The organism is Mixta theicola (assembly GCF_002895925.1).
GTDB classification, from domain to species: domain Bacteria; phylum Pseudomonadota; class Gammaproteobacteria; order Enterobacterales; family Enterobacteriaceae; genus Mixta; species Mixta theicola.
On sequence record NZ_NWUO01000001.1, the window covers coordinates 298,911 to 325,755 of the forward strand.

At 54.4% G+C, this 26,845-nt stretch carries 20 protein-coding genes; 7 read left to right on the plus strand and 13 right to left on the minus strand.

Going from position 1 to position 26,845, the window contains the following annotated elements:
- The first annotated feature begins 2 nt into the window (after positions 1-2).
- Together ssuC and ssuB are read left to right on the plus strand one after the other, a co-directional pair.
- Complete coding sequence (gene ssuC, locus COO59_RS01460) at positions 3-791, plus strand: aliphatic sulfonate ABC transporter permease SsuC (RefSeq protein WP_103058055.1); 789 nt, start codon at positions 3-5, stop codon at positions 789-791.
- The gene (gene ssuB / locus COO59_RS01465; RefSeq protein WP_103058056.1) at positions 788-1,573 is read left to right on the plus strand and encodes an aliphatic sulfonates ABC transporter ATP-binding protein; all 786 of its coding nucleotides are present in this window, start codon (positions 788-790) and stop codon (positions 1,571-1,573) included. Before ssuC ends, ssuB begins: the two co-directional genes overlap by 4 nt.
- Before the next feature lie 66 nt (positions 1,574-1,639).
- Here ssuB and pepN read toward each other — a convergent pair whose 3' ends face one another.
- Positions 1,640-4,255, minus strand: coding sequence for an aminopeptidase N (gene pepN, locus COO59_RS01470; RefSeq protein ID WP_103058057.1), 2,616 nt, complete (start codon positions 4,253-4,255; stop codon positions 1,640-1,642).
- A gap of 252 nt (positions 4,256-4,507) precedes the next feature.
- On the opposite strand from pepN, the gene pncB reads away from it, so the two are divergent.
- The 4 genes from pncB to COO59_RS01490 all read left to right on the plus strand — a co-directional run bounded on the left by pncB (position 4,508) and on the right by COO59_RS01490 (position 10,108).
- Positions 4,508-5,713: a nicotinate phosphoribosyltransferase gene (gene pncB, locus COO59_RS01475; RefSeq protein ID WP_103058263.1), complete on the plus strand. Its 1,206-nt coding sequence runs from the start codon at positions 4,508-4,510 to the stop codon at positions 5,711-5,713.
- A gap of 195 nt (positions 5,714-5,908) precedes the next feature.
- Positions 5,909-7,309, plus strand: coding sequence for an asparagine--tRNA ligase (asnS, locus tag COO59_RS01480; protein ID WP_103058058.1), 1,401 nt, complete (start codon positions 5,909-5,911; stop codon positions 7,307-7,309).
- Between the two features lie 300 nt (positions 7,310-7,609).
- Complete coding sequence (gene ompF / locus COO59_RS01485) at positions 7,610-8,731, plus strand: porin OmpF (RefSeq protein ID WP_276308249.1); 1,122 nt, start codon at positions 7,610-7,612, stop codon at positions 8,729-8,731.
- Positions 8,732-8,917: 186 nt separating this feature from the next.
- Positions 8,918-10,108: an amino acid aminotransferase gene (locus COO59_RS01490; protein WP_103058059.1), complete on the plus strand. Its 1,191-nt coding sequence runs from the start codon at positions 8,918-8,920 to the stop codon at positions 10,106-10,108.
- A 47-nt stretch (positions 10,109-10,155) separates the two neighbouring features.
- Here COO59_RS01490 and COO59_RS01495 read toward each other — a convergent pair whose 3' ends face one another.
- The 7 genes from COO59_RS01495 to cmoM form a co-directional block, all read right to left on the minus strand.
- On the minus strand, positions 10,156-10,785 hold the full coding sequence (locus COO59_RS01495) for an MBL fold metallo-hydrolase (RefSeq protein WP_103058060.1): 630 nt from the start codon (positions 10,783-10,785) through the stop codon (positions 10,156-10,158).
- 40 nt (positions 10,786-10,825) lie between these two features.
- Complete coding sequence (gene mepK / locus COO59_RS01500; protein WP_103058061.1) at positions 10,826-11,374, minus strand: peptidoglycan L,D-endopeptidase MepK; 549 nt, start codon at positions 11,372-11,374, stop codon at positions 10,826-10,828.
- 184 nt (positions 11,375-11,558) lie between these two features.
- Positions 11,559-13,364, minus strand: coding sequence for a L,D-transpeptidase (gene ldtD, locus COO59_RS01505; RefSeq protein ID WP_103058062.1), 1,806 nt, complete (start codon positions 13,362-13,364; stop codon positions 11,559-11,561).
- Between the two features lie 146 nt (positions 13,365-13,510).
- Entirely contained in the window at positions 13,511-17,989 is a 4,479-nt protein-coding gene (gene mukB / locus COO59_RS01510) for a chromosome partition protein MukB (RefSeq protein ID WP_103058063.1), read from the minus strand.
- Positions 17,986-18,702, minus strand: coding sequence for a chromosome partition protein MukE (gene mukE, locus COO59_RS01515; protein WP_103058064.1), 717 nt, complete (start codon positions 18,700-18,702; stop codon positions 17,986-17,988). The genes mukB and mukE overlap by 4 nt, the downstream gene beginning before the upstream one ends.
- Positions 18,683-20,005 (minus strand): chromosome partition protein MukF, encoded by a 1,323-nt coding sequence (gene mukF / locus COO59_RS01520; protein WP_103058065.1) that lies wholly within the window; start codon positions 20,003-20,005, stop codon positions 18,683-18,685. Before mukF ends, mukE begins: the two co-directional genes overlap by 20 nt.
- A complete protein-coding gene (gene cmoM, locus COO59_RS01525) occupies positions 20,002-20,787 on the minus strand; it encodes a tRNA uridine 5-oxyacetic acid(34) methyltransferase CmoM (protein ID WP_103058066.1) in 786 nt (261 codons plus the stop codon). The genes mukF and cmoM overlap by 4 nt, the downstream gene beginning before the upstream one ends.
- A gap of 123 nt (positions 20,788-20,910) precedes the next feature.
- Here cmoM and elyC point away from each other — a divergent pair, with 123 nt between their 5' ends.
- Positions 20,911-21,711 (plus strand): envelope biogenesis factor ElyC, encoded by an 801-nt coding sequence (gene elyC, locus COO59_RS01530; RefSeq protein ID WP_103058067.1) that lies wholly within the window; start codon positions 20,911-20,913, stop codon positions 21,709-21,711.
- 115 nt (positions 21,712-21,826) lie between these two features.
- Here elyC and kdsB read toward each other — a convergent pair whose 3' ends face one another.
- From kdsB to msbA, 5 genes are all read right to left on the minus strand, one after another.
- Positions 21,827-22,573, minus strand: coding sequence for a 3-deoxy-manno-octulosonate cytidylyltransferase (gene kdsB / locus COO59_RS01535; RefSeq protein ID WP_103058068.1), 747 nt, complete (start codon positions 22,571-22,573; stop codon positions 21,827-21,829).
- Positions 22,570-22,752: a Trm112 family protein gene (locus COO59_RS01540; protein WP_038627028.1), complete on the minus strand. Its 183-nt coding sequence runs from the start codon at positions 22,750-22,752 to the stop codon at positions 22,570-22,572. The genes kdsB and COO59_RS01540 overlap by 4 nt, the downstream gene beginning before the upstream one ends.
- A gap of 68 nt (positions 22,753-22,820) precedes the next feature.
- Positions 22,821-24,041, minus strand: coding sequence for a winged helix-turn-helix domain-containing protein (locus COO59_RS01545; RefSeq protein WP_103058069.1), 1,221 nt, complete (start codon positions 24,039-24,041; stop codon positions 22,821-22,823).
- A 61-nt stretch (positions 24,042-24,102) separates the two neighbouring features.
- On the minus strand, positions 24,103-25,077 hold the full coding sequence (lpxK, locus tag COO59_RS01550; RefSeq protein ID WP_103058070.1) for a tetraacyldisaccharide 4'-kinase: 975 nt from the start codon (positions 25,075-25,077) through the stop codon (positions 24,103-24,105).
- Positions 25,074-26,822 (minus strand): lipid A ABC transporter ATP-binding protein/permease MsbA, encoded by a 1,749-nt coding sequence (gene msbA, locus COO59_RS01555; protein ID WP_103058071.1) that lies wholly within the window; start codon positions 26,820-26,822, stop codon positions 25,074-25,076. Before msbA ends, lpxK begins: the two co-directional genes overlap by 4 nt.
- Between the last annotated feature and the right edge of the window lie 23 nt (positions 26,823-26,845).

A 26,845-nucleotide genomic window follows, 5' to 3' on the forward strand; every position in this document is an offset into this window, starting at 1 on the left:
TGATGAGCAATAAACTGAGTTCTCGGCATCCGCTGGTGCCCTGGCTGCTGCCGACCGCGCTGCTGATTGTCTGGCAAATCGCTTCGCAAACCGGCTGGCTTTCCACCCGGATTCTGCCAGCGCCGCAGAGCGTGGTGCTGACGTTCTGGCATCTCAGCGCCAGCGGCGAGCTGTGGCAGCATCTGGCGATCAGCAGCTGGCGTGCGCTAACCGGCTTTGCCATCGGCACCACCATTGGCCTGGCGCTGGGCCTGATCGCCGGCGCCTCCCACTGGGGCGAGCGCCTGCTGGATACATCGGTACAGATGCTACGCAATATTCCGCACCTGGCGCTGATCCCGTTAGTTATTTTATGGTTCGGCATTGATGAGACAGCCAAGATTTTTCTTGTTGCTCTCGGCACGCTGTTTCCGGTGTATCTCAATACTTTTCACGGCATCCGCAATATCGATCGCGGGCTGGTGGAGATGGCGCGCAGCTACGGCCTTTCCGGCTGGCGCCTGTTTAGTGAGGTCATGCTGCCCGGCGCCCTGCCCTCGATTATGGTCGGCATACGCTTTGCGCTCGGCTTGATGTGGCTGACGCTGATCGTCGCAGAGACCATTTCAGCGAACTCCGGCATCGGCTACCTGGCGATGAACGCCCGTGAGTTTTTACAAACGGATGTGGTCGTGGTCGCCATTATTCTTTATGCGCTGCTGGGCAAGCTGGCCGACGTTAGCGCCGTTCTGCTGGAGCGCGTATGGTTACGCTGGCATCCGGCTTATCAACTGAAGGAGGCCGTAGTATGAATGCCATCGCAACGCCGTCACGGCTTAATATTGGTACGCCAGTCGGATTACAGGGCGTCAGCAAACGCTTTGGCGATCGATCCATTCTGCAGGGAGTTGATTTGCATATTCCTGCCGGTCAGTTTGTCGCAGTGGTTGGGCGCAGCGGCTGTGGTAAAAGCACGCTGCTGCGCCTGCTTGCCGGACTGGAAACGCTCAGCGAAGGCGAGTTGCTGGCGGGCCAGGCGCCGCTATCCTCGGCGCGCGAAGAGACGCGTCTGATGTTCCAGGATGCCCGCCTGCTGCCGTGGAAGCGGGTGATTGATAACGTTGGGCTGGGATTGGGCGGCGACTGGCGTCCGGCGGCGCTGCAGGCGCTGGAAGCGGTAAACCTCGCCGATCGCGCCCAGGAATGGCCCGCCGCCTTATCGGGCGGACAACGACAGCGCGTGGCGCTGGCGCGCGCGCTGATCCATCGCCCTGGCCTGCTGTTGCTGGATGAGCCTCTGGGCGCGCTGGATGCGCTGACGCGCATTGAAATGCAGGAGCTTATTGAAAACCTCTGGCATCAGCAGAATTTTACCGTTCTGCTGGTGACGCACGATGTCAGTGAAGCGGTGGCCTTAGCCGATCGGGTTTTACTGATTGAAGAGGGAAAAGTCGGGCTGGATTTAGCGATTGATTTGCCACGTCCGCGCCGCCGCGGCTCTGCGCGTCTGGCGGAGCTGGAGGCCGAAGTGCTGGAACGGGTTATGCAACGCGATCGGCCGACGGGCGATCTGCCGCGCTATGCCCAACGCTAAACTCAGGGGTTAAAAAAGGCAGCTGACGCTGCCTTCAAACACATAAAAACGTGCCTGCTAACGTTATTACGCGCTTAACGCCTTGCTGATTTTCTCATACAGATCGCCGGACAGGTTTTCCAGATCGCGCAGCTGCTCCAGCGCTTCGCGCATCATACGCTGACGGTCGGCGTCATAACGTTTCAGACGAATCAGCGGCTCAATCATCCGTGCCGCCACCTGTGGATTACGGCTGTTGAGATCGGTCAGCATTTCCACCAGGAAGCGATAACCGCTGCCGTCTTTCGCATGGAAAGCAGCCGGGTTAGCAGAGGCAAAAGCGCCAATCAGGGAGCGGACGCGGTTCGGGTTGCCCATGCTAAAGGAGCGATGATTTAGCAGCGAGCGCACGCGCGTCAGCACATCCAGCGCCGGGCTGGTGGCCTGCAGCGTAAACCATTTATCCATAACCAGGCCATCCTTATGCCAGCGTTCATCCCATGCGCTCAGCATCTCATCACGGCAGTCCAGCTGCGCCATGACCGCCGCCGAAAGCGCCGCCAGGGCATCGGTCATATTATTGGCCTGCTGATATTGCGCCTGTATCAGGCGGATTGCCAGCGTACTGTCGCCCAGCGCCAGATAGCTCAGGCAGACATTTTTCAGCGCGCGTTTGCCAATATCACTATGTTCGACGCGATACTCCGGCGTGTGACAGGCGTTATAGATCGCCAGCCACTCATCGGCCAGCTCAACGGCCAGGGTACGCATCAGCGCATCGCGCACCGCGGCGTTGGCTTCCGGGTCGATAATATCGAACAGGGCGGCAATCTCATTTTCGCTCGGTAACGTAAGAATTAATGCCATGAGCGCCGGATCGCTATGCTCATCCAGCAGCACCGCGCGGAAAGCATCAGCCACGTGCAGCGGCAATGATAGCGGCTGCCCCTGCTGGAAGCGCGCGACGTTGAGCTTAATATGCGTCGCCAGCAGGCTTTGCGCCGCATCCCAGCGCGAAAAATCATTGCGCGCATGGCGCATCAGGAACGTCAACTGGGTATCGCTCCAGCTGTAATCCAGTTTTACCGGCGCGGAGAACTCACGCAGCAGCGAGGGCACCGGCTGGTGCCAGACCTTATCAAAAATAAAGGTCTGGAACTCTTCCGTCACGTTCAGAACATGATGGACCGGCTCACCGTTGTGCTGCAGCGGAATCGGCTCGCCTTTATCATCATACAGTTCAATATCGAGCGGAATATGCAGCGGCAGCTTTTCCTGCTGCTCGGCGCCAGGCGGCGTCATCTGCGTAACGTGCAGCGTATATTGCTCCAGCTCCGGATTATAGTCGTCACGCACGGTCAGCACCGGCGTACCGGACTGACTGTACCAGCGGCGGAACTGCGTTAAGTCGATATGAGAAGCCTCTTCCATCGCCAGCACAAAATCATCACAGGTGGCGGCGCTGCCGTCATGACGCTCAAAATAGAGCTGCATCCCTTTCTGGAAATTCTCTTCGCCCAGCAGCGTGTGCATCATGCGGATCACTTCCGAGCCCTTCTCATACACCGTGAGCGTATAGAAGTTGTTCATTTCGATAACCCGATCGGGACGAATCGGATGCGCCATCGGGCTGGCGTCTTCGGCAAACTGCGCGCCGCGCATGATACGCACGTTATCAATACGGTTTACCGCGCGCGAGCCGAGATCGGAGCTGAACTCCTGGTCGCGGAACACCGTCAGCCCCTCTTTCAGGCTGAGCTGGAACCAGTCACGGCAGGTGACGCGGTTGCCGGTCCAGTTATGGAAATATTCGTGGCCGATAACCGCTTCAATGCCGAGGTAATCTTTATCGGTCGCGGTTTCTGCCTTCGCCAGCACATATTTAGAGTTAAAGATGTTGAGGCCTTTATTCTCCATCGCGCCCATATTAAAGAAATCCACCGCGACGATCATAAAGACGTCAAGGTCGTACTCCAGGCCAAAACGTTCCTCGTCCCATTTCATGCTGTTTTTTAACGAGGTCATCGCCCAGCCAGCACGGTCGAGGTTGCCGCGATCGACGTAGATCTCCAGAGCGACATCGCGGCCAGAGCGCGTGGTAAAGCTGTCGCGCAGCACATCAAAATCACCGGCGACCAGCGCAAACAGATAGCAGGGTTTAGGGAAAGGATCCTGCCATTTAATCCAGTGACGACCATCATCCATTTGTCCGGCGTCAACCCGGTTACCGTTCGAAAGCAGGAAGGGATAACGCGCCCGATCGGCAATCAGCGTGGTGGTGAAGCGGGCCAGCACATCCGGGCGATCCAGATACCAGGTAATATGACGGAATCCTTCCGCCTCGCACTGCGTACAAAGCGCCTCGCCGGATTGATATAATCCTTCCAGCGCGCTGTTTTTATCCGGGTGAATATCGTTGACGATTTGCAGCGTAAAATTGTCCGGCAGGCCAGTCAGCACCAGCGCGCCCTCTTCCAGGCGGTAAGCCTCCCACGGCTGGTCATCAACCGTCAGCGAGACCAGCGTGAGTTCACCGCCGTCAAGACGCAGCTCGGCCTGATTCTCGCCAAGGCGTTTAACCCTGCTGACAGCGGTGACGCGGGTCGCGCCGGCGTCCAGATTAAAGGTCAGGTCAATATCTGTGATGGTGTAATCTGAAGCCCGATAGTCATGGCGGTACTTTACTTGCGGCTTTTGCGTCATAAACTCTTCTCGTATCAACAATGGTTTAACCCGCTAAGTCTATTCCGGTTGCGCTCGGCTTGCCATGTTGAAACCCAGCTTTTCGCAGTTAATGCTACATCCTGTTTACAATGGCACGTTTCTGCTCGACCTCTTAGCGGGTTTTATGTTGTGATCGGCTTCTATTAATTTGCTGGCAGGTTATACTTTTTATCTTTACGACCTGTTTACGCCTACGGAAACGCCCCGCGCGAGAGGATGCTGAAACGCACCATGACACGATACGCTTCCCCAATTTTAACCACGATGCTTGATACCGATGCCTACAAGCTTCATATGCAGCAGGCTGTGTTTCATCGCTATCACGACGTGACCGTTACCGCAGAGTTTCGTTGCCGGGGCGACGATCTGTTAGGTATTTATGCCGATGAAATTAGCGCCCAGATAGCGCTGATGAGCCAGCTGGCGCTGACTGATGACGAATATAGCTGGCTGGCCGGGCTGCCGTTTTTTAAAGCTGACTACCTCGACTGGCTGAAGGCCTTCCGCTATAACCCGGAACAGGTAAAAGTGCGCAACCATGCGGGCAAGCTGGATATTCGTATCAGCGGGCCGTGGCGCGAAGTCATTATGTGGGAAGTTCCGCTGCTGGCGTTGATTAGCGAAGTGGTTCATCGTCATCGCTCGCCGCAGGCGACGCCGGAAATGGCCGTGGAACGCCTGCTGGAAAAAATCAGCAGCTTTAAGCAGCTGACGCAGAATATCGATCTGTCGCGCTTCCGCCTGATGGATTTTGGTACCCGCCGCCGTTTTTCACGCGATGTGCAGTGGGCTATTGTAAGTACGCTACAGCGCGATTTCCCCTGGCTGGTCGGTTCCAGCAATTACGATATTGCCCGTCAGCTTGGGATTACGCCGGTAGGCACGCAGGCGCATGAGTGGTTTCAGGCGCATCAGCAAATCAGTCCGGTGCTGGCCAATAGCCAACGCGCAGCGCTCCAGGCCTGGCTGGATGAATATGACGATCGGCTTGGGATTGCCCTGACGGACTGCATCACCATGGACGCTTTTCTGCGTGATTTTGGGCCCGGCTTCGCCACCCGTTATCAGGGGCTGCGTCATGACTCAGGCGATCCGGTGGAATGGGGCGAAAAAGCGCTGGCGCATTATCAAAAGCTGGATATCGATCCGCACAGTAAAACGCTGGTGTTTTCCGATAACCTCGACTTTACCAAAGCGGTCGATCTCTATCGCCACTTTGGCCAGCGCACCAACGTGGTTTTCGGTATCGGCACCCGTCTGACCTGCGATATTCCCGGCGTTAAGCCGCTCAATATTGTGATTAAGCTGGTGGAGTGCAACGGGAAACCGGTCGCTAAGCTCTCCGACAGCCCAGGCAAAACTATCTGCCAGGATAAAGCCTTTGTACGCGCGCTGCGTAAAGCCTTCGATCTTCCTTTAGTCAAAAAAGCCAGCTAACTGACCATCGTCAGCGCGATTTTTCAGCGCGTTGGCGATCGTTTCTCTCCCTCATATCGATTAATTCGCCAAATAAAAAGAAAACTGTCCCTAACGGTGAATTCTGCTTGTGTCCTGCCGGACGGCAAGTAACATAGATTAGCCCTAAATTCGGGGTTAACCTGTTTATTTTCGAACTAATAAAGAGAGAACTTTATGAGCGTAGTGCCTGTAGCGGACGTACTGCTCGGCCAGGTTGCGGTTGGCGAAGAAGTCACCGTGCGCGGTTGGGTACGTACCCGAAGAGATTCAAAAGCCGGTATTTCCTTTGTCGCCGTGTATGACGGCTCCTGCTTTAATCCCGTTCAGGCTGTCGTCAATAATTCTCTGCCTAATTACCAGAGCGAAGTGCTGCGTTTAACGACCGGTTGTTCCGTTATCATCACGGGCAACGTCGTTGAATCTCCGGGCCAGGGACAGAGTTTTGAGATTCAGGCGACGGCTATTGAGGTGGTGGGCTGGGTAGAAGATCCCGATACCTATCCGATGGCGGCAAAACGCCACAGCATTGAGTATCTGCGCGAAGTCGCTCACCTGCGTCCGCGTACCAATCTCATTGGCGCCGTTGCGCGCGTGCGTCATACGCTGGCTCAGGCGCTGCACCGCTTTTTCCATGAAAATGGTTATTTCTGGGTTTCCACACCGCTGATTACCGCCTCCGATACCGAAGGCGCCGGTGAAATGTTCCGCGTTTCCACGCTGGATTTAGAAAACCTGCCGCGTGATGCGCAGGGCAAAGTCGATTTCAATGAAGATTTCTTTGGTAAAGAAGCTTTCCTGACGGTTTCCGGCCAGCTTAATGGCGAAACCTACGCCTGCGCCTTATCAAAAATCTATACGTTTGGCCCAACGTTCCGCGCAGAAAACTCCAATACCAGCCGTCACCTGGCGGAATTCTGGATGCTGGAGCCGGAAATTGCTTTTGCCTCGCTGGATGACGCGGCGGATCTGGCGGAAGCCATGCTGAAGTACGCATTTAAAGCGGTATTAAGCGAGCGCGCAGACGATATGGCGTTCTTTGCTGAGCGCGTTGATAAAGAAGCCGTTAGTCGCCTGGAAAAATTCGTCACGGCGGATTTCGCCCGCGTCGATTATACCGATGCTGTCGATATTCTCCTGGCCAGCGGCCAGACGTTCGAAAATCCGGTTGAATGGGGTATCGATCTCTCTTCAGAGCATGAGCGTTATCTGGCGGAAAAACATTTCCAGGCGCCGGTAGTGGTGAAAAACTATCCCAAAGACATTAAGGCTTTTTATATGCGCCTTAATGAAGATGGTAAAACCGTGGCGGCGATGGATGTACTGGCGCCGGGCATTGGTGAAATTATCGGGGGTTCACAGCGTGAAGAACGACTGGATGTTCTGGATCGTCGTCTCAGTGAAATGGGCCTGAATAAAGAAGATTATTGGTGGTATCGCGATCTGCGTCGTTATGGCACCGTGCCCCACTCCGGCTTTGGTTTAGGTTTCGAACGTTTAATCGCCTATGTCACCGGCGTACAAAATGTAAGAGATGTTATCCCTTTCCCACGCACGCCGCGCAATGCCAGCTTCTAACATCTGGCATTAAATATAAGAAATTCATATATATACGAAGGCTGACCCTGTCAGCCTTTTTTTATTTTTGTAAATCTTGAGATATCTCACAAAGTTCCCTGATTTTTACATTTTGTAATACATACTTTCTTTTAGAAACTACTATTAGGGTTTAGTAGCATTTTCGGAGTAGAATTACCTGGCGGCGAATGGAAAGATGCCTGCAGACACAGGAAGACACCAAACTCTGATCAAGCTTTTGTAAAGAATACTTGACGGCAGTGGCAGGTGTCCAAATAACTCCAATGAGGGTAATAAAAAATGATGAAGCGCAATATTCTGGCAGTGGTTATTCCTGCTCTGTTAGCTGCCGGAGCAGCAAATGCAGCGGAAATTTATAATAAAGACGGCAACAAGCTGGATCTGTATGGTAAAGCGGTAGGCCTGCACTACTTCTCTGATAACGATGGCTATGCCAGCGACGGTGACAAAACTTATATTCGTTTCGGCTTTAAAGGCGAAACCCAGATTAATGACCAGCTGACCGGTTTCGGCCAGTGGGAATACAACGTTCAGGCTAACCACTCTGAAGGCGGCGGCGACGCTCAGGAAGGCAACAAAACGCGTCTGGGCTTTGCGGGTCTGAAATTTGGCGAATTCGGTTCAATCGATTACGGCCGCAACTATGGCTTAGTTTATGATGCAGTAGGCTGGACCGATATGCTGCCGGAGTTCGGCGGTGATTCAGGTTACTCTGATAACTTCTTTGTTGGCCGCAGCAACGGTCTGGCAACCTATCGCAATACTGATTTCTTCGGCCTGGTTGAAGGCTGGAACTTTGCCGTACAGTACCAGGGCAAAAATGATGACGGCGTAGAGGCGACCAGCCGTGGTATCCAGCAAGCTAACGGTGACGGCTACGCAATTTCTACTAGCTATACCTCTCCGATCGGTATCGGTTTCGTTGCTGCATACGGTTCAGGCGATCGTACCAACGGTCAGCAGGCTGCTTTCTTCGGTAACGGTGGCGAGCGTGTAGAGCAGTGGGCTACCGCGCTGAAATATGATGCCAACAACATTTACCTGGCAGCCATGTACAGCGAAACCCGTAACTCAACCTTCATCGAAGATACAACTACCGGCAACGCAACTTCCGGCTTTACCGGCTTCGCAAACAAAGCTCAGCAGATTGAAGTTGTTGCCCAGTATCAGTTCGACTTCGGCCTGCGTCCGTCTATCGCCTACGTTCAGTCTAAAGCGAAAGATGTTGAAGGCATCGGCGACGTTGATCTGACTAAATATTTTGAAGTGGGCGCAACCTACTACTTCAACAAAAACATGTCTACCTACGTTGACTACATCATTAACCAGATAGATGACAATAACCGTTTAGGTCTGGGTTCTGGTGACACCGTAGCACTGGGCCTGGTTTACCAGTTCTAAGTCAGCCTGCTGCGGGGCGTGATGCTCTGCTAAGGTTAAAAAACGGGGCCTTTGGCCCCGTTTTTATTTCCCTTCTTTCAGCAAATTTATTCACTATTCTTTTTCTCGCAAACGGTTGGCATTTTAACTTTCTGGCGTTAACCTGAAGCTCCATTTCGCTTTTTTTGAAGCTTACGGACCTCTCACATGTTTGAAAATATCACTGCTGCACCCGCCGATCCTATTCTTGGTTTAGCCGATCTTTACCGCACCGATGACCGCCCGAATAAAATTAATCTTGGCATCGGCGTGTATAAAGATGAAACCGGGCAAACGCCGGTATTAACCAGCGTAAAAAAAGCCGAGCAGTACCTGCTGGAAAACGAAACCACAAAAAACTATCTCAGCATTGATGGCCTGGCCGATTTTGCTCGCTGCACTCAGGCTCTGCTGTTTGGCCAGGATAACGCCATTCTTAGCGAGAAACGCGCCCGCACGGCGCAGACGCCCGGCGGAACCGGCGCCCTGCGCGTAGCCGCCGATTTCCTGGCGACGCAAACCGCTGCAAAACGCGTCTGGATCAGTCATCCCAGCTGGCCGAACCATAAAAACGTCTTTAATTCCGCCGGACTCGAAGTCTGCGAATATGATTATTATGATGCTGAAAACCACCAGCTCGATTTTGACGCGATGCTGGCCAGCCTGCGCGGCGCAAAAGCCGGTGACGTAGTCCTGTTCCACGGCTGCTGCCATAACCCAACCGGCATTGATCCTACCGCAGAACAGTGGTCCCAGCTGGCAGAACTGTCAAAGGCGAGCGGCTGGCTGCCGCTGTTCGATTTTGCCTATCAGGGCTTCGCTCGTGGTCTGGAAGAAGATGCTGAAGGGCTGCGGATTTTTGCCGCCAGCCATAAAGAACTGATTGTCGCCAGCTCATACTCCAAAAATTTTGGCCTGTATAACGAGCGTGTGGGCGCCTTTACGCTGGTTGCCGCAGACGCCAGCGTAGCCGATACCGCGTTCAGCCAGGTAAAATATACCATTCGCGCAAACTACTCTAATCCTCCTGCACACGGTGCCGCCGTCGTTGCCACAATTCTTGGTAATAACGCGCTGCGTGCTATTTGGGAACAGGAGTTAACGGATATGCGTCAGCGTATTCATCGCATGCGTCAGCTTTTTGTGAATACGCTGCAGGAAAAAGGCGCTAACCGCGACTTCAGCTTTATTATTCGCCAGAACGGGATGTTCTCTTTTAGCGGATTAAATAAAGATCAGGTTATTCGTTTACGCGAAGAGTTTGGCGTTTATGCGGTGAATTCGGGGCGTGTTAACGTAGCGGGCATGACGCCAGATAATATGGCCGCCCTGTGCGAAGCGATTGTTGCCGTTTTATAAGACCAACGTAAAAAAATGGGCCTGCTGGCCCATTTTTTATTTACTGGTCAGATTAAAAAAGGATTACTGATACGCTCACGGCCTAAGGTGGATAACGGCCCATGACCGGGAATAAAGGTAATATTATCGCCAAGCGGCAGCAGCTTATTTTTAATGGAATCAATCAGCGCCTGGTGGCTACCCTGTGGAAAATCAGTGCGCCCTACGCCGCCGTTAAAAATAACGTCGCCCGAAATTAATAAATTTCCGGCGCGATGGAAAAAGACGATATGACCGGGCGTATGGCCGGGACAGTGCAAAACGTCCAGCGTTGCCTTACCTACCTGTACCGTTTCTCCTTCCTCCAGCCAGCGATCGGGCGTTAACGGCGCGCATTCCGCAAGACCAAACATTTGGCTTTGCATCGGCAGCGCGTCCAGCCAGAAGGCATCCTGCTTTTGCGGCCCGATAATCTGTACGCCATAATAAGCGGCCAGCTCGGCGGCGGCCCCCACATGATCAAGATGGCCATGCGTAAGCAGTACCGCTGTTATCGTAACGTTCTGCGCTTTAACCTGTTGTTTAATCAGTTCCGCATCGCCGCCAGGATCGACCAGCGCTGCCTCATGCGTTTCACCGCACCAAATCAACGAGCAGTTCTGCGCGAATGCCGTGACGGGAATAATATGATAATCCATAAAGCTCCGTGACCCACACAGCCGGTGGGCGATCTCTGCATTACCAGTGGCGCACCGGCCCGGTATCAATATGCACAAAGTTACTACGTGGGTAATATCCTACACCACCAGCGCGCATTTTCAGCGCCGCTTTGCGTATATTGCTAAGAGAAATACCTTCAATATGAAAATCCATCGCCTGTCCACGCGTATGGTAGCTATGTTTTGCTACGCCGCTGCTTTTTTCACGCAGCATATTATTCGTTGCCAGCGAACGATAGCCAGAAATAAGCTGGATCGGTTTACTATTTTCCAGCATCGCCTGTAGTCGATAAAGCTGATCAAATAACGTTGGATCGATACTTTTAATTTTATTAGCCCGATAATCGCGGAAAAAGTGATTCAACCGCGTCAGCTCATCCTGATCGTAACTTTTCCCATTAAAAAACTCGGTTTTAAGCGTTTCACCGGTATGAAGATTATTGAGCGTAAGGACGCGAGGACGAGAAGTCGAAACTGAGGCAAGAGCTGAGCCTGGAAGCAGCGCAAGCCCTGCTGCCGCACCACCTAAAACCAGCAGCTTACGACGTTGGGAATCAAAATTAGTCATAAATTGCGTTTACCTGCGAAAAGAAAGCGAACCGTGCAAAAAGTGCACAAGCCGCACCTTAACCGCCACTCTGGATGACGTCAAGATACTAAACGGCAGGAATGTGAGGATAAACGTAAACGCCACAGCTGGTCCGGCTGCCTGTAGTAACAGACAGCCGGGAAAAACTTTAGTGAATCAATGATTAAAGCATTAACTGACCAGCCTGAGCCAGAATGCGCGTGCCTGACTGAGCGGTGGTATCGTAATTGTAAATATCTGTGCGAAACTGTGTCTTACCGTCATCTGCTACCCAGGCGGTAAGATAAAACAGATTTACCGGGACACGGTGACGAATAGGAACATAGCGCGTATCTCCCTGCTGCAGGCTGCTGGATATGCGCGCATTATTCCAGCCCGCATCCTGCAGTAGTAAATTGGCTAACTCCGAGGCTTTATTTACCCGTACGCAACCAGAACTCAGCGCGCGAATATCTTTCTGGAAAAGATTGTGATTTGGCGTGTCATGCAAATAAATAGCGTCGGAGCTGGGCATATTGAATTTAAAACGCCCCAGCGAGTTATTAGCCCCCGGTGCCTGGCGTATGCGATACGGGAATGTAGCCGCCGAGACCATACTCCAGTCAATCATGCTGGGATCGATAACCTCGGCATCGTTGCTCCAGCCGGAAAGCAAGGTATAACCATGCTGATACAGATAAGACGGGTTGCGTTTAACTTTGGGAATAATATCCTGCCGGACCAGCGTTGTGGGAACATTCCACGGTGGATTCAGCACGACATTATTTAAAGCGCTACGCATCAGCGGCGTTTTACGATCGGGACGGCCCACGATTACGCGGGACGATAATATTTCATTGCCGTTAGCGTAATAGACCAGCGAATAGTTGGCGATATTGACCATGATGCCATTACGCATATCATCCGGCAGCAGCCGCAAACGCTGGATATTGAGCGCCAGCAGCGAGGCACGCAGCTGTGGCGACACGTTTAGCCATTCGCGCGTGCGTGGGCCAATCGCCCCGTCAGCTTCCAGACCTTGCCAGCGCTGAAAGCGCTTCACCGCTTCGATTAGCGTTGGGCCATAAATATTGTCGTCTGTCGCCACCGGCTGTGAAGAGGCAACGTTGCCCGGATTAGCCGGGGTTGAGGCCGGCACGTCAGTAACGTCAGTGGCGGAAGGGCTTACGGTAGCCAACCGATCGTTCTGACTGACGGCGTCAGCGGTTGCCGCATCCTCATTTGGCGCTGGCGCGTCTTTAGCCGACAGCATACCGGTACGCTGCAGAATCTCTCTTAACGCCGGAACATCATCGCTGACCTGGCCGGGACGTAGCGTCTGTTTATCTTTCAGCTGCGGCCACGGATGATTATCCGCCAGCATCTGCTTCAGCGCATTGTGCATACGGCTATATTGGGGATGTTGAGGAACTAAAGAGTTAACGAAACGGGTCAGTTGCCCGGCATCAACCGCCTTCAGCCACTGGTTAGTCACCGCAAGCGGCGGCAGCGCCATTTTGTAAGGAACCCGGCTATATAGCCAGCTTTCACCCTTCTTAGGTACGTTTGCGACAAATTGCAGGTAGCCAAGCATAGCGTCCGATAAAACAATATCGCGCGCCATACCGGTAATATTGGGATCCGTTAATAGCTGTACCCACTGGGTAAACTGCGGCTGAACCCCTGAAATCGCCACTTCGGCCAGCTGCTGCTGGAAGTGCTGTACGGCTTCTCTGTCCTGCCAGACAGGCTGCATTTGGCGCGCAGCGTATAAGGATGCCAGCGTTCCGGTATAAAAAGGCTTAACGCCCTGCGGCAGTGCGGCCAACATTTGCTGTTGTCCTGCGGCCGCGCTCATGGTTTCACCGGCTCTTTCTACCGGTACAGCCGTAATAATCGCCGCCCCGGCGGTAGAGATCTGTATCAGGCTGATTGCAACTGCCCAAGCCAGCGTTGTTTTTTTCAGTGCCTTATATTGTGCCAGCAACATCCTTGCCCCCTGCCTGCTTTGTCGGCGGTTAACAAACCGTCATGACTGTTAATTATTATAATAAGTATATAAACGAACAACGGCATTTGTCTCATAGAGCAAATGCCGTTGATTAGATTAAACGCGAGGCAACAGTTTTACTACATTTATACCTGCGTTTTTTCATCCTTAAGCTGGTCCTGCTCCGCGCGCAATACCGTCGTGCCCGGCAGAGGATCGGCAGAGAAGCCTCTCAAGCCAACCACATGAACATGTTCCGTATTGTTGAAGACTTTACGGACCAGTTTATAGGTGGTGCCTTTTTCCGGACTGATATTTTCCGGGGCGGCGATGATAAGCTGCATCTCCAGACGTTCACAGAGTTCAAACAGCGTCGCTATTGATTTGGCATCCAGACGCGCGGCCTCATCGAGGAACAGCAAGCGGCACGGGCTAATATCTTTGCCACGCAGGCGGCGCGCTTCCTCTTCCCAGCTCTGCACGACCATCACCAGAATCGACATCCCGGTACCGATCGCCTCACCGGTTGACAACGCCCCGCTTTCAGCACGCAGCCAACCATCCGAACCACGATTAACCTCAACTTCCATCTCCAGGTAGTTACGGTAATCAAGCAGCTCCTCGCCGATGGTTTGCGCCGTGCGCTGTCCCATATCAATCTGCGGATTGAGACGCTGCCAGAGTTTAGCCAGCGCCTCGGAGAAAGTAAGCCGGTTACTGTTGAACAAATCCTGATGCTGCTCATGCTGTTCAGACAGCACGTCCAGCAGCGTTGCATGGCTTTCGCGCACGTTAACATTCAGGCGCACGCTACGGACCTGGCCAAAGCTCACGCTTTGCAATCCCTGGTTAAGCTGACGGATACGGTTTTGTTCGCGCTGAATCGTCTTGCGAATAATATTCGCCACGCTGCGCGAGCTGATGGCCAGCATCTGTTCGCGAGCGGTCAGCTCTTCAGTCAGACGGCTAAGCTCAATTTCCATCTGCTCAATTGCTTCAACCGGATCGTCGGTGCGGATAATATCCTGGCGGATACGCTCGCGCAGATGCTGATAAACGGCGATAAAGAACTGAATTTTACGTTCAGGGCGTTTGGGATCTTCTGAGAGACGCAGCACGTCTCGCAGATGTTCATTATCGGCGACCGCCAGACGCAGCGCGCCCAGCGCTTTATCCGACATTGAACGCAGCTCATCGCCGCCCAGATAGGCCAGCTCACGACGATGCAGACGCCGCTCTACGCCGTTATCTTTCACCATGCGCATCACCAGGCACCAGCCCGCTTTGGCGCTGACTACCTGCTCGCGGCTGATATGGTAATCGCGCTCCAGACGACGCAGCTTTTTCTGCAGGCCATCCATTTCCGCTTCACAGAATGTCAGCTGTTTTTCCAGCTGATTGCGACGCGAACGGTTATGGCTGAGCGCATTATGCAATTCATCACGCCGGATTCTGGCACGCTCCTCGGCGCTGGAATCTGCCTGAACGCCAATATCCTGCATCTCCTGCTGCAGCTCTTTCAGCATGTCGCGCTTGGCATCGTAAGCGCTTTTTAACGAGGCCAGAACCTGCGAATACTGCGTTAACGTGAGCTGATGCTCGCGCAGGCGTTCACGCGCTCGCGCACGCTCCGCTTCCGCATGCTCCAGACGCTGGCGCAGTTTTTCATTCAGATCGCTGGTTCCGGTTAGCATACCGGCGGAATCGACATAGCTGAAATGCGCGCGACGCTGTACGACTTCGGTAATAGCAAACGCCTGCTGGCGCGCTTCACGCTGCGCCTGCTGCGCCTGCTGATAGCCCGCTTTTAGCTGCTCATGCTGTTGCGGATCGCTCTGCAGCACCGCCAGCAGCGGCTCAAGGCGGGCCAGATGATTACCATGCTGTTGAACAAAGCGCGCCGCCTCCTGCGCTTCACTCATCAACTCACGCAGCTCTTCGCAGCGATCCGCCAGCGTCTCATCAAGCAGCAGACTCACGCGCGGCAGCAGACGGTTCAGCTGCGCGACGCCCTCTTTTGCCTGTTCAAACTGCTGACGCTGCTGCTGGTTTTCGCTTTCGTGCGCGTTAAGGGCGCGTTCGATTTCGCCGCGGCGCGCATTCAGCTGGCGAATTTGCGCCTCAGGATCCTCTTCAAACGCCACCGCCAGGTGGCTGCCGATAAAACGGCTAAAGGACTGATGCAAACGCTGGGTTTTCTGCACGTCAAAGGAGAGCGTGGCGTAGGTTTCCGCCAGCTGCTCACGTTCGGCATGTAGCAGCTCCAGCTGCTTCTCACGGGCGGCGCGGCCAAACAGCGGCACTTTAGGAAAGCGAGAGTAACGCCACTGGCGCTCAGCAACCTTCACTACTACCGCTTTTTCCAGCTCTTCGGTGCTGAAAACGCTGTCGTCAAAGGATTGAGGATCCCCCTCGATCAGATAGAGATCTTCCGGGCACTCCTCCAGGCCATCCAGCTGTTCGCGTACCAGCGAAAGATCGGGCACCACGATGGCATGACGCGACGGCCCATACAGCGCCGAGAAGTAAGGCGCATCTTCAAAGGTGACGTCGTCATAAATTTCCGACAGCAGCACGCCGCCGAAACGTTCGGCCAGCGCATTCAGGCGCGGATCTTCAGAACCGCCAGGCTGGCTTAAACGCTCAATCTGCTGTTCCGTTTCACGCTTACGCGCCGCAACCTCATCGCGCTCGACCGTGGTTTCACGCTCGCGCTCCAGCAGCTGCTGCATAAACTCGGTAATCTGCTGGCTGTTTTCCAGCGGCTGGCCGGTCTGTTCGCTAAGCTGGGTCAGGATCTCCTGCGCCGCCAGCCAGTGCGGCGCGCGGGCAGTCAGCTGCGTAATGCGTTCACGCAGCTGTTCCAGCTCCTGGCGCATCATCATTCGCTGCTCGCCGGCATCGGCTACGCTCTGCGACAGCTGTTCAATGCGCGCTTCCAGCTCATGCTGCAACGCTTCAAGCTCATGCGCCTCATACTGCTGGCCCTGACGCTTACAAAACTCGTTCAGCAAACGCTCGGCTTCATACTGCTCGCGCAGACGCTGTTCCATTTCAGACAAGCGCATCCGCAGCGAAGCGAGCTGCCCGGCCTGATGACGCTGGTTAGCCGCGTCACGCAGCAACTCCCGTCCGGTTTGCCAGGCTTCACTACGGCTGACCGGCCCGGCAATTTTACCTACCAGTTCAAACGCCTGCTCAAACTGGCTGTGCGCCGCTTCGGCAACGCTCATTTTCTGCTCAAGCATCAGCAGATTTTCCGTCGTCTCCTGCTCACGCGCCTGAAAAGTTTCCTGCCAGCTTTCCGCGTTATCTATACTGAGCTCCGGCAGGCGACAAATCTCCTGAGCGCGCTGCAACGCCTGCAGCGCCTGCTGATACTGAATAGCGCGCGTTTGCTGGACATCGAGCGCCTGCTGATAGTCCGCCAGCTGGCTTTTTAACTCATCAACTTCAAGCTCGGCCGCTTCCCGACGCGCTTCGTTTTCTTCCTGCACTTCACGCGCTTCGGCCACCACCTCATTCTGCTCTTCCAGACGATAGGTCAGCTCATCAATATCGGCTTCGTAGCGCTCAATTTTTTCCCGTTGACGCACCGCCGTCTGCACCAGATTAAGGTGATCGCTTGCAGCCTGATAATCGGTTTCCAGATCGCTTTCAGCCGCGCTGTGCTCCGCCAGTTCACGCGCCATTTCCACGTGCCGGTACTGCTCAGCAGCCAACTGTTTACGACTGGCAAGGAGGTCATTACGCAACACCAGCGCGCCGTCCAGATGGATGCGGCGTTCATTGGCGTGACGCATATAATCCGCCGCCACATAGTTGGTAGCTTCAGAGATCAGGTGCTTAAACAGGTCGCGATCGGACTGGGTGACGCGAATCGCTTCCAGCGTCATACGGTTTTCCCGCAGCGCCGCTTCCATATCCTGAAATGCTTTACGTACGCCGCTATTTTCCGGCAGCAGATAATCACGCAGCGAGCGGGTAATGGCGCTGGAGATCCCGCCGTACAGCGAGGCCTCAATCAGACGATAAAACTTGCTGCGATCGCTGGCCGAGCGCAGGCGACGCGCAACAATACCCAGCTCAAACATCAGGCTGTGGTAATCAATAATGGAGTTGTACTGTTTAAACTGCACCCCTTCCAGTGCCTCAACGCGATCTTTCAGCTCGTTAAGCGGCAGGACGCGCGCCTGACGAGTGCCCACCGTTTCCGTAAGCATTTCAGTAGGATGCAGAGAAGTTGGCAGACCGTGGATGCTGAACGGACGAATATCCACCTTTTTATCACGCCCGGCCACCTGTTGCAGGCGCACCCCGACAACGACACGCTGATGGCGTGAATTAACCACGTCCAGCACGGAGTAGCAGACGCCCGGACGCAGCTTTCCATGCAGCCCTTTATCACGCGATCCGCTGGTGGAACCCGCCTCGGTGGTATTACGGAAATGAAGCAGCGTCAGATCGGGGATCATCGCCGTAATAAATGCCGCCATCGTGGTAGATTTACCGGCGCCGTTGCCGCCAGAAAGCGTGGTGACCAGGTTATCAAGCTCAAAAGTACGCGCAAAAAAACCGTTCCAGTTAATCAGCGTTAGCGAGCGAAATTTTCCGCGTTCAATCATTCCTCTTCATCCTCCGCCATGTCTGTCTGGCGCTGCTGGCTATCCGCTTCTTCTTCGCTGTTTTCCGCCGTTTCCAGCATCATGGCTTCGCCGGTGCGAATCATGCGCAGCTGCGCCTCGCGCGGATCGTCGCCGCTGCGAACGTCGGCGCCAAAGCGGAAAACGGATTCCATAATGCGAAATTTGCTGCTGTCGTTGCCCATAAACCAAACCATGCCAAGACGGCGCAGGCGATTAAGCGACGCGCGCATTTTTTCCTGCAGCTTTTGGCGATCGAGATCGGAGCCGGTTGAACGCTGGTTAACCACCTTCAGCAGTTTACCTTCGTCCGCCAGGCTCACCAGTTCGTCATACAGTTCCTGCTGGGTAAAAATTCCCTCATTCGCCAGACGTTCCGGGCTGAGATAGAGATAACAGAGAATTTTTCCCACCAGCATATCCAGCTCAGAGAGCACCGAGCGCGGAATAAGCGTGGTAGAACGCGGACGTAAATAGAAAAAACCTTCCGGCGCGCGCACTAACTCGACGTTATAGCGCGCATAAAACTCTTCAAGATATTCCTGGTAATCCATTAAAAAAGCATGGTTGTCCAGCTCTTCAATACCAATATGTCGTCCCGCACGCAGCTGGCTGTCCAGCGCGGGAAAAAGCGGATTCGCCAGTGCCTGAGCCATTTTAACTGGCATCACTTGTTCAATATTTGTCGATGACATGTGCCTGCACCTTGGCTCCGTAATCATTAATGGGCTGCCATTGCGCCGGCAACCCGGAAAAATCAGCTTCCGCCACGCCTAAACGCACCGCCTGATCGATGACAATGCGCGCCACGTCAAAATGACGGGCCCGTGGATACTGCGCCAGATAATCCCGCATCACCTCACCGAGGTTAAGCGGTTTATTTTCCGTTTTGTAAATCTGCAGCGCTTCTTCAATCATCGCTGCAAGCTGTTCACGGATTTCATTAAACTCTTCATACTCCAGCTCTGAAGGCAGCTCGCCGGTGACCTCTTCGTCACGCAGCGTCAACTCTTCGTCACGCATATCGAACAGGCGATCGGCATTGGCGCAGGTCAGCGCCCAGGGCTGTTCAAAATAGTTCTGGACCGACTGGCGTAAGCGCTGGGCAAAGACGCGGTTTTTATCCATATCGATGGCGGTACGAATAAATTTATGGACGTGGCGGTCATAACCGATCCACAGGTCAATCGCCTGCTGGCCCCAGCTAATAATGCGATCGAGTTTATTCTGCAGATCGAACACCAGCTTATCGACAAAACCGAGATCCGGACTGCCGAGCGTGGCGTCCTGAATACGTAGCAGATTCGCCTGCAGCTTGTCGCCCGCGGCTTCCAGCGTATCCTGCAGCTCGCGCAGGGTGCCGGAGGTTTCCGAGAGCAGCAGTTCACAGCTGGAGATGGCGGCGCGCCAGTCCTGATTAAGCAGCGCGGCAATATCGTTTTTAACCGACTGCTGTTGCTCATCCATCAGACGCTGCGTTAAATCGATGCTGTCGAAAATCTCCGCGACCGAGTATTTCAGCGGCGCGAAGACGTTGCGGTGCCAGTGAAACTCATCGCCATCCTCCTGCGCCGCATCCGCCGCCCGCTTCAGCTCCTGGGCAACAATCGAAAGCTGCATAGAGAGACGCAGAGTGGAAAATTCACGCTGACGGATATAGTAATCGGTAATGCCGATCGCCAGCGGCGTCAGACGATAGATCGCATTGCCGTCCGCCAGTTCGCTGGTAAAGCGATTAAGCAGGCGTTGGCGCACCAGATCGTTTATCGCATTATTGGCGCGTACCACGACGGTTTCATGGGTTTGCTCAAAGGCGTCGCTGACGTGACGAAACGCATCTGTCAGCTCGCCCTCGCTCATTTCCCCATCCATTCGCTCGCCGTTTAGCGTGGCGATAGCCAGCAGAAACGCCAGACGTTCGGTGGGTAACGAAACGGAAAAATCGTTTTTCCGCGCCCAGGAGACCAGCTCCGGGACAGTCTGGGAAAAATCACTCATAGTAGATCCTTCGGGCCGGGTTTGCGCGCCGTGACATGAATATAACGCCCCAGGCTGATAAAGGGTTCCTGACGGCAATAGTGAGTTTCTATCGCCAACAGCCGATCAAATTCATCTATTCGTCGTTGTTTATCGTGCATATAATCGTGAAATACCCGAATGCCGGCGCGGCGTTCAATAATGAAGCCGCAGGATTGCAGCCACTGATAGACCTGTTGGGGATCGCGCGGGTAATCAGGCGAAAGCGTTTTCTTTTTGCCTTTCTTCATGCCGACTTCCAGCCAGCCGAAATTACCGTGCGCCGCCGTACTCAATATCTGCCCGTGCAGGTTGTAAAACATCAACGATAATATGCCGCCCGGCGCCAGCGCTTCGTACAGCGTAGCCAGGATCGCTTCTGGCTCGGCGACCCACTCCAACACCGCGTGAAACAATACCAGATCCGCTGGCTTATCCAAGTATTGCGCCACCTGCTGCGCGCTAATTTGTTGGAATTGCATATTGGCAATTACGTTCTGCTGTTCCGCATGTTCGCGGGCACGCTGCAGCATTTCACCAGAAATATCGCACAGTAAAACCTGATGGCCGCGCGCGGCCAGCCCGCAGGCGATTTGCCCCTGACCGCCGCCAACGTCCACAATGCGCAGCGGCCGATCCGGCAAGGTTGTCAGTAACGCATCCAGCTCCTGCCACAGGATAGCCTGACGAATACGCCCTTTGGTGGTACCGTAAATGTTTTGCGCAAACTTATGGGCAATATCGTCAAAGTTACGATCCTGCATGCGTCAGCTCCGGGGATTGCTGTTTCAGGGCGCCTATTTTGTCATACCCCGGCGCAGAATGAACCTTTGATGCAAAGTCTGGCTATCAGATGATGTTTTTTCGGACAAAAGGAATCCGCAGACATGCTTTTTACCCTAAAAAAAATTGCTGGCGGCCTGTTGCTGCCTTTGCCGCTCCTGCTTTTGCTGATGGCGTTCGGGCTTTTGCTGCTTTGGTTCAGCCGTTGGCAAAAAAGCGGGAAAACCCTCGTTTCAGCGGCCTGGATGATTCTTTTTTGTCTTAGCCTGCAGCCGGTGGCGGATAGTCTGCTGCGCCCGCTGGAGCAGCGTTACCCCACCTATAATGAAACCGCCCCCGTGGAGTTTATCGTCGTACTCGGCGGCGGTTATACCTGGAATCCGGCATGGGCGCCCAGCTCTAATCTGATTAGCAACAGCCTGCCACGCGTAACGGAAGGGGTAAGGCAATGGCGGATGCATCCGGGCGCTAAAATGATTTTTACCGGCGGTCCGGCATCCACCAATCCGGTTAGCAACGCTGAAGCGGCGGCCAGGGTCGCCATATCACTGGGCGTGCCGTCGGCGGCTATTATCCAACTCGATTGGCCACGGGATACTGACGATGAGGCGATGGCGGTTAAACAGATCGTCGGACAACGCGCTTTTCTGCTGGTGACATCCGCTAATCATATGCCTCGTGCCATGACGTTTTTCCATCATCAGGGTTTAATGCCGATTGCCGCTCCGGCAAATCAGATGGCGATTGATTCGCCGCTTAACGGGTGGGAGAAAGCCTTGCCTGCGCCGCTGTGGCTAAGCCATAGCGAACGCGCGGTCTATGAAGGGCTGGGCGCTCTGTGGCAGAGCATCAATGGGAAAACCGCCGCTGATGCCGCGACGCCGCAGAACCAGGCTGCGCCCTGACCGTTAAAAGGACGGAAATGGCTGGCCGTCCATATCGGGATTTATCCCGCTTTAGGATGGTCGGGCATTGCAGGGAGGAGCCCGAAAGCTCCTCTCGTTAACTGAAAAACGCTGGTTAGCGTAATGCCTCGCGGACGCGCGCCAGATCTTCAGCCGTATCGACGCCCGCTGCTGGCGTCGTCTCTGCTACATCGACGTGTATCTTTTCGCCGTACCATAATACGCGCAGCTGCTCCAGCAGTTCGATTTGTTCCAGCTGGCTGGGTTCCCAGCTTACGTAGCGACGAATAAAACCTGCCCGATAGGCATAAATACCAATGTGACGCAGCAGGCTGTCGCCAATGCTGTCATGCGACTGCGCAAAACGCTCGCGATCCCAGGGGATGGTGGCGCGCGAGAAATAAAGCGCATGCCCCTGCGCATCGCGTACTACCTTAACCGCGTTGGGATTAAAGGCTTCTTCAGCATGGGTAATCGGCACTGCCAGCGTCGCCATGCCCGCCACTGAACCTGCCAGATTGTGAGCAACCTGACGGATAATTTCAGGGGGGATTAATGGCTCATCGCCCTGCACGTTAACAATGATAGTGTCATCGGCAAACTGATACTGCTCGATCACCTCGGCCAGCCGCTCGGTGCCGGATTGATGATCGGGCTGCGTCAGGCATACTTCGCCGCCTGCCGCCGTAACGGCCGCCGCCACGTCAGGATGATCGGTAGCAACAATTACCCGGTCGGCGCCAGACTGTAGCGCTCGCTCCATCACATGTACCACCATCGGTTTACCGTGAATATCAACCAGCGGTTTACCGGGTAAACGCGTTGATGCAAAGCGAGCCGGAATGATGGCGACAAAACTCATGGATGTATCTCGTCTGCGGATAGCGTGCGGGCTTCGTTTTCCAGCAGAACCGGAATACCGTCGCGAACCGGATATGCCAGGCCATCTGGTTTGCAGATCAGTTCCTGCTGCTCTTTGTTGTAGTAGAGCTTGCCGTTACAGACCGGACAAGCAACGATTTCAAGTAAACGGTGATCCATGTTTCCTCCGTAATGGACCGAAGCCTCAGGATGGCAAGCATAACACAGCCGCTGAATGGGCGATAATGTCACGCTTCATTCGGCAGCGACCAGTTTGTTCCCATGATTTGTAACAGTTTATCGGGCCCTTTTTCTACCCTAACCTGCTCAGCCCCTTGCCAGCGGGCAAAGCGATCGATGGCTTTACGCACGTCGTTCACCAGGCCTGCGCCAACCCTTGTTTTTTCTTCCAGCCACAAATTTTTAATCTGCAAGCAGCGCTCACGGCGTAACATTTTAGCATCCAGCCTCGCCTTTAATGCGCCACGGTGCAGCAGCGGCAAAGTGAAATAACCATAACGACGTTTTGGCTCAGGCGTATAGCACTCCAGCCGATAGTTAAAATCGAAGAGCGCCTGCGCGCGGCGTCGATCCCAGACGACCGGGTCAAAAGGAGACAAAATAGCCGTATGGCTGGCCTTAAGCGGTTTTTCCAGCAGCGCCAGCCCCTCATGATGCAGCCACATCTCGCCCATATCTTCTACCGTTACGGGTACGACAAAGCCCTCTTCCTGCCAGCGCGCTAACACCTCTTTGAGCGCCACGCGTTTTAGACGGTAATAGTCCGGTAACCACTCGGCGCGAAACAGCCCCAGGCTACACGCGCTGTTGCGCAACATCTGTTCCTGCGCGCGTTCTTCGCTAAGCAGATGCAAAGCATCGTCCCATTCCGGTAGCACCCGCTGACGCAGGTCATAAATGCGCTGAAAGTTTTGCCGTCCAATAACCATCAGCTCCCCGGCGGTAAACAGGTTTTCCAGGTGTCGCTTATGAGGCTTCCATGACCACCAGCCAGGCTGATGTCCGGGAGCCGTCGCAAAATCAGCTGAACGTACCGGACCGTGCGCGGCGATATGTTGTAACAGGTGAGCAACTTCATCGGCGTGCTGCGCCATCCATTCAGCGTTATATTTCCAGCCCATTTTTTCCGGCTGCAGCATCCGGTGGCGCAATAACGGGTAATCTTCGGCCGGAATAAAACAGGCTTCATGCGCCCAATATTCAAACAGGCTGCCTGAAGCCAGCGCCTGCTCCAGCCAGCCTGGGGGATAGTCACCCAGACGACTGAATAAGACCAGGTAAGGGCTACGCGCGACGACATGAATGGTATCGATTTGCAGCAGCGACATGCGTCTGATAACCGCCAGCAGATCGCTGTAGGTAGCCTGGCGTTTAGGTGGGTGCAGCAGGCCCTGCGCGGCAAGATGCAGGTTACGGGCAGTTTGGCGGGAAAGAGAAACGGGTGCCATCAGCTTTTCCTTTCATTCGGATAGCACCAGTTTAGTGGCTCTGCTCAGTGCTGTGAAACAGCTAGCGGCACAGCGCAATAATTTTTTGCAGTAAAGGTTCAGCAGCCGCGGATAACCGTGCTTCAACCGGCAAATACCACCAGTTGTCATGGGCGAAAGCCCGGCACTTCACCGCATCCTTTTCCGTCATGATTAAAGGTTCATTGCCTGGCGTAAGCGCCGCTAAACTCGCTTCGCTGTAGGCCTGATGATCGGCAAACGGTACGGCCTGAACAACCTCGACCCCATGCTGACGCAGCGTAGAAAAAAAGCGCGGCGGGTGGCCGATACCCGCCATCGCGATCGCCGGCGATAAGTCAGACGCCGGACAGCTGGCGCCCGTCCTCAGGTTTATCGCTTCGCCTGGCTGTAGCGCCATCGCAAGCTCGCCTTTCCCGGCCTCTCCGCCGTTAATAATGATGGCATCAACCTGCTGTAGCCGGCCGGCACGCTCACGCATCGGGCCCGCAGGTAACCACCAGCCGTTGCCAAAGCGCCGTTCGCCATCTACCACGACAATTTCTATATCCCGCGCCAAAGCATAATGCTGTAAACCATCATCAGTAACGATCAGATCCAACGGACCGGCGGCGAGCAAGGCTTTAACGGCGTCACGGCGCACCGGCGCTACTGCAACCGGCGCGCCGGTACGCTGAGCGATCAGTACCGGCTCATCTCCGGCTTCCAGCGTCGAGATCGCGGCGTTCAGCAGCAGTGGGTAACGATCGGCCTTGCCGCCATAGCCGCGTGAGACCACTCCCACGCGCAGCCCGCGCTGTTGCAGCTGCTCCACCAGCCAGATAACGACCGGCGTTTTGCCGTTGCCGCCTGCGGTAAGATTCCCCACCACCACCACCGGCACCGGCGCACGCCAGGCATGGCGCAGGCCAAGCCGATAACTAAGCCGAATAAGGGTGACGATAAGCCCATACAGCAGGCTGAACGGCAGCAATAGCAGATACAGCGCCGAGCGGCCGCTCCAGATGCGCTCAATCATTGACCAAACTGCATCTTATGCAGTTGCGCATAGGCGCCCCGCTGGCTAAGCAGTTCATCATGCGTACCGCGCTCAATAATTTGTCCATCTTCAACCACCACGATTTCATCTGCTTTTTCGATGGTGGACAGGCGATGCGCAATAACCAGCGAGGTGCGGTTTTTCTGCAGTTCGTCCAGCGCTGACTGGATAGCACGCTCAGATTCGGTATCCAGCGCCGAGGTAGCCTCATCCAGAATCAGGACCGGGCTATCACGCAGCAGAGCGCGGGCGATAGCGATACGCTGACGCTGGCCGCCGGAAAGCAGGACGCCGTTTTCACCAATAACGGTATCCAGGCCGTTATCCATTTTGCGGATAAAGTCCATGGCATGCGCCATCTCTGCGGCTTGCTCGATCTCTTCCCGGCTGTAAACCTCGTTGCGCGCGTAGGCGATATTGTTAGCGATGGTATCGTTAAACAGATGGACATTTTGCGAGACCAGCGCGACCTGATTACGCAGGGAACGCAGGGTATATTCCCGCAGGTCGTGGCCATCCATAAGGATTTCCCCCTGCTGAATATCATAAAAACGCGTCAGCAGGCTGGCGATGGTCGATTTACCCGAGCCGGATCGCCCTACCAGCGCCACGGTTTTACCGGCCGGAATGGTCAGATTAATATTACGCAGCGCCGGAACATCGCGCCCAGGGTAGTTGAAGGTGACGTTACGGAATTCGATTTTCCCTTGCGCCCGTTCAATTTCGCGCGTGCCGGTATCCACTTCCTGTTCGCTATCAAGAATAGAAAACAGCGTCTGACAGGCGGCCATTCCTCGTTGAAACTGAGCATTAACGTTAGTTAATGATTTCAGCGGACGCATTAGCGCAATCATTGAAGAAAAGACCACGGTAATAGTCCCTGCCGTCAGGGTATCCATTACGCTGGGAAAGCTGGCGGCATATAGAACAAAAGCCAGGGCCAGAGAAGCGATCAGCTGAATAATAGGATCGGAAATAGACGAAGCGGAAACCAGCTTCATTCCCTGATGGCGCATGTGGTTGCTGACTTTATCGAAACGCTTAGCTTCTACATCCTGTCCGCCGAAAATAAGCACCTCTTTGTGCCCTTTCAACATTTGCTCAGCGCTGGTGGTGACCTGTCCCATACTGTTCTGCATATTTTTACTGATACTGCGGAAACGTTTGGAGACGGTGCGAATAGCCATAGAAACAACCGGCGCGAGTACTATCAGGATCAGCGACAGCTGCCAGCTGTAGTAAAACATCATAATGAACAGGCCGATAATCGACGCGCCTTCACGTACTACGGTGACCAGAGCGCTGGAAGAAGAGGAGGCAACCTGTTCAGAGTCATAGGTTATACGCGACAGCAGCGTCCCGGTAGACTGCTGGTCGAAAAAAGAGACCGGCATTCCCATCATATGGGTGAATAAACGGCGACGCATATTCATTACGACATTGCCGGAAACCCATGAAATACAGTAACTTGAAGCATAACTGGTCACGCCGCGAATCAGCATCAGGCCGATTACGGCCAGCGGCATCCATATTAAGACCGATTTATCGGCCTTACCAAAGCCTTCATCCAGTAAAGGTTTCAGCAATGACAGCATGAGGGTATCGCCTGCCGCGTTGATAATCAGCGCTACGGCTGCCACAATCAGCCCCGCTTTATGCGGTGCGATCATCGGCCAAAGGCGACGAAAGGTCTGCCATGTTGAGAGATCTTTATCTTGATGCATTATTTAACCAGCTTTGTTTGAAA

Bases quoted from the DNA above. Each gene is read 5' to 3' on its own strand.
- ssuC (WP_103058055.1), top strand. From the start codon at position 3: ATGAGCAATAAACTGAGTTCTCGGCATCCGCTGGTGCCCTGGCTGCTG.
- ssuB (WP_103058056.1), top strand. From the start codon at position 788: ATGAATGCCATCGCAACGCCGTCACGGCTTAATATTGGTACGCCAGTC.
- pepN (WP_103058057.1), bottom strand. From the start codon at position 4,255: ATGACGCAAAAGCCGCAAGTAAAGTACCGCCATGACTATCGGGCTTCA.
- pncB (WP_103058263.1), top strand. From the start codon at position 4,508: ATGACACGATACGCTTCCCCAATTTTAACCACGATGCTTGATACCGAT.
- asnS (WP_103058058.1), top strand. From the start codon at position 5,909: ATGAGCGTAGTGCCTGTAGCGGACGTACTGCTCGGCCAGGTTGCGGTT.
- ompF (WP_276308249.1), top strand. From the start codon at position 7,610: ATGATGAAGCGCAATATTCTGGCAGTGGTTATTCCTGCTCTGTTAGCT.
- COO59_RS01490 (WP_103058059.1), top strand. From the start codon at position 8,918: ATGTTTGAAAATATCACTGCTGCACCCGCCGATCCTATTCTTGGTTTA.
- COO59_RS01495 (WP_103058060.1), bottom strand. From the start codon at position 10,785: ATGGATTATCATATTATTCCCGTCACGGCATTCGCGCAGAACTGCTCG.
- mepK (WP_103058061.1), bottom strand. From the start codon at position 11,374: ATGACTAATTTTGATTCCCAACGTCGTAAGCTGCTGGTTTTAGGTGGT.
- ldtD (WP_103058062.1), bottom strand. From the start codon at position 13,364: ATGTTGCTGGCACAATATAAGGCACTGAAAAAAACAACGCTGGCTTGG.
- mukB (WP_103058063.1), bottom strand. From the start codon at position 17,989: ATGATTGAACGCGGAAAATTTCGCTCGCTAACGCTGATTAACTGGAAC.
- mukE (WP_103058064.1), bottom strand. From the start codon at position 18,702: ATGTCATCGACAAATATTGAACAAGTGATGCCAGTTAAAATGGCTCAG.
- mukF (WP_103058065.1), bottom strand. From the start codon at position 20,005: ATGAGTGATTTTTCCCAGACTGTCCCGGAGCTGGTCTCCTGGGCGCGG.
- cmoM (WP_103058066.1), bottom strand. From the start codon at position 20,787: ATGCAGGATCGTAACTTTGACGATATTGCCCATAAGTTTGCGCAAAAC.
- elyC (WP_103058067.1), top strand. From the start codon at position 20,911: ATGCTTTTTACCCTAAAAAAAATTGCTGGCGGCCTGTTGCTGCCTTTG.
- kdsB (WP_103058068.1), bottom strand. From the start codon at position 22,573: ATGAGTTTTGTCGCCATCATTCCGGCTCGCTTTGCATCAACGCGTTTA.
- COO59_RS01540 (WP_038627028.1), bottom strand. From the start codon at position 22,752: ATGGATCACCGTTTACTTGAAATCGTTGCTTGTCCGGTCTGTAACGGC.
- COO59_RS01545 (WP_103058069.1), bottom strand. From the start codon at position 24,041: ATGGCACCCGTTTCTCTTTCCCGCCAAACTGCCCGTAACCTGCATCTT.
- lpxK (WP_103058070.1), bottom strand. From the start codon at position 25,077: ATGATTGAGCGCATCTGGAGCGGCCGCTCGGCGCTGTATCTGCTATTG.
- msbA (WP_103058071.1), bottom strand. From the start codon at position 26,822: ATGCATCAAGATAAAGATCTCTCAACATGGCAGACCTTTCGTCGCCTT.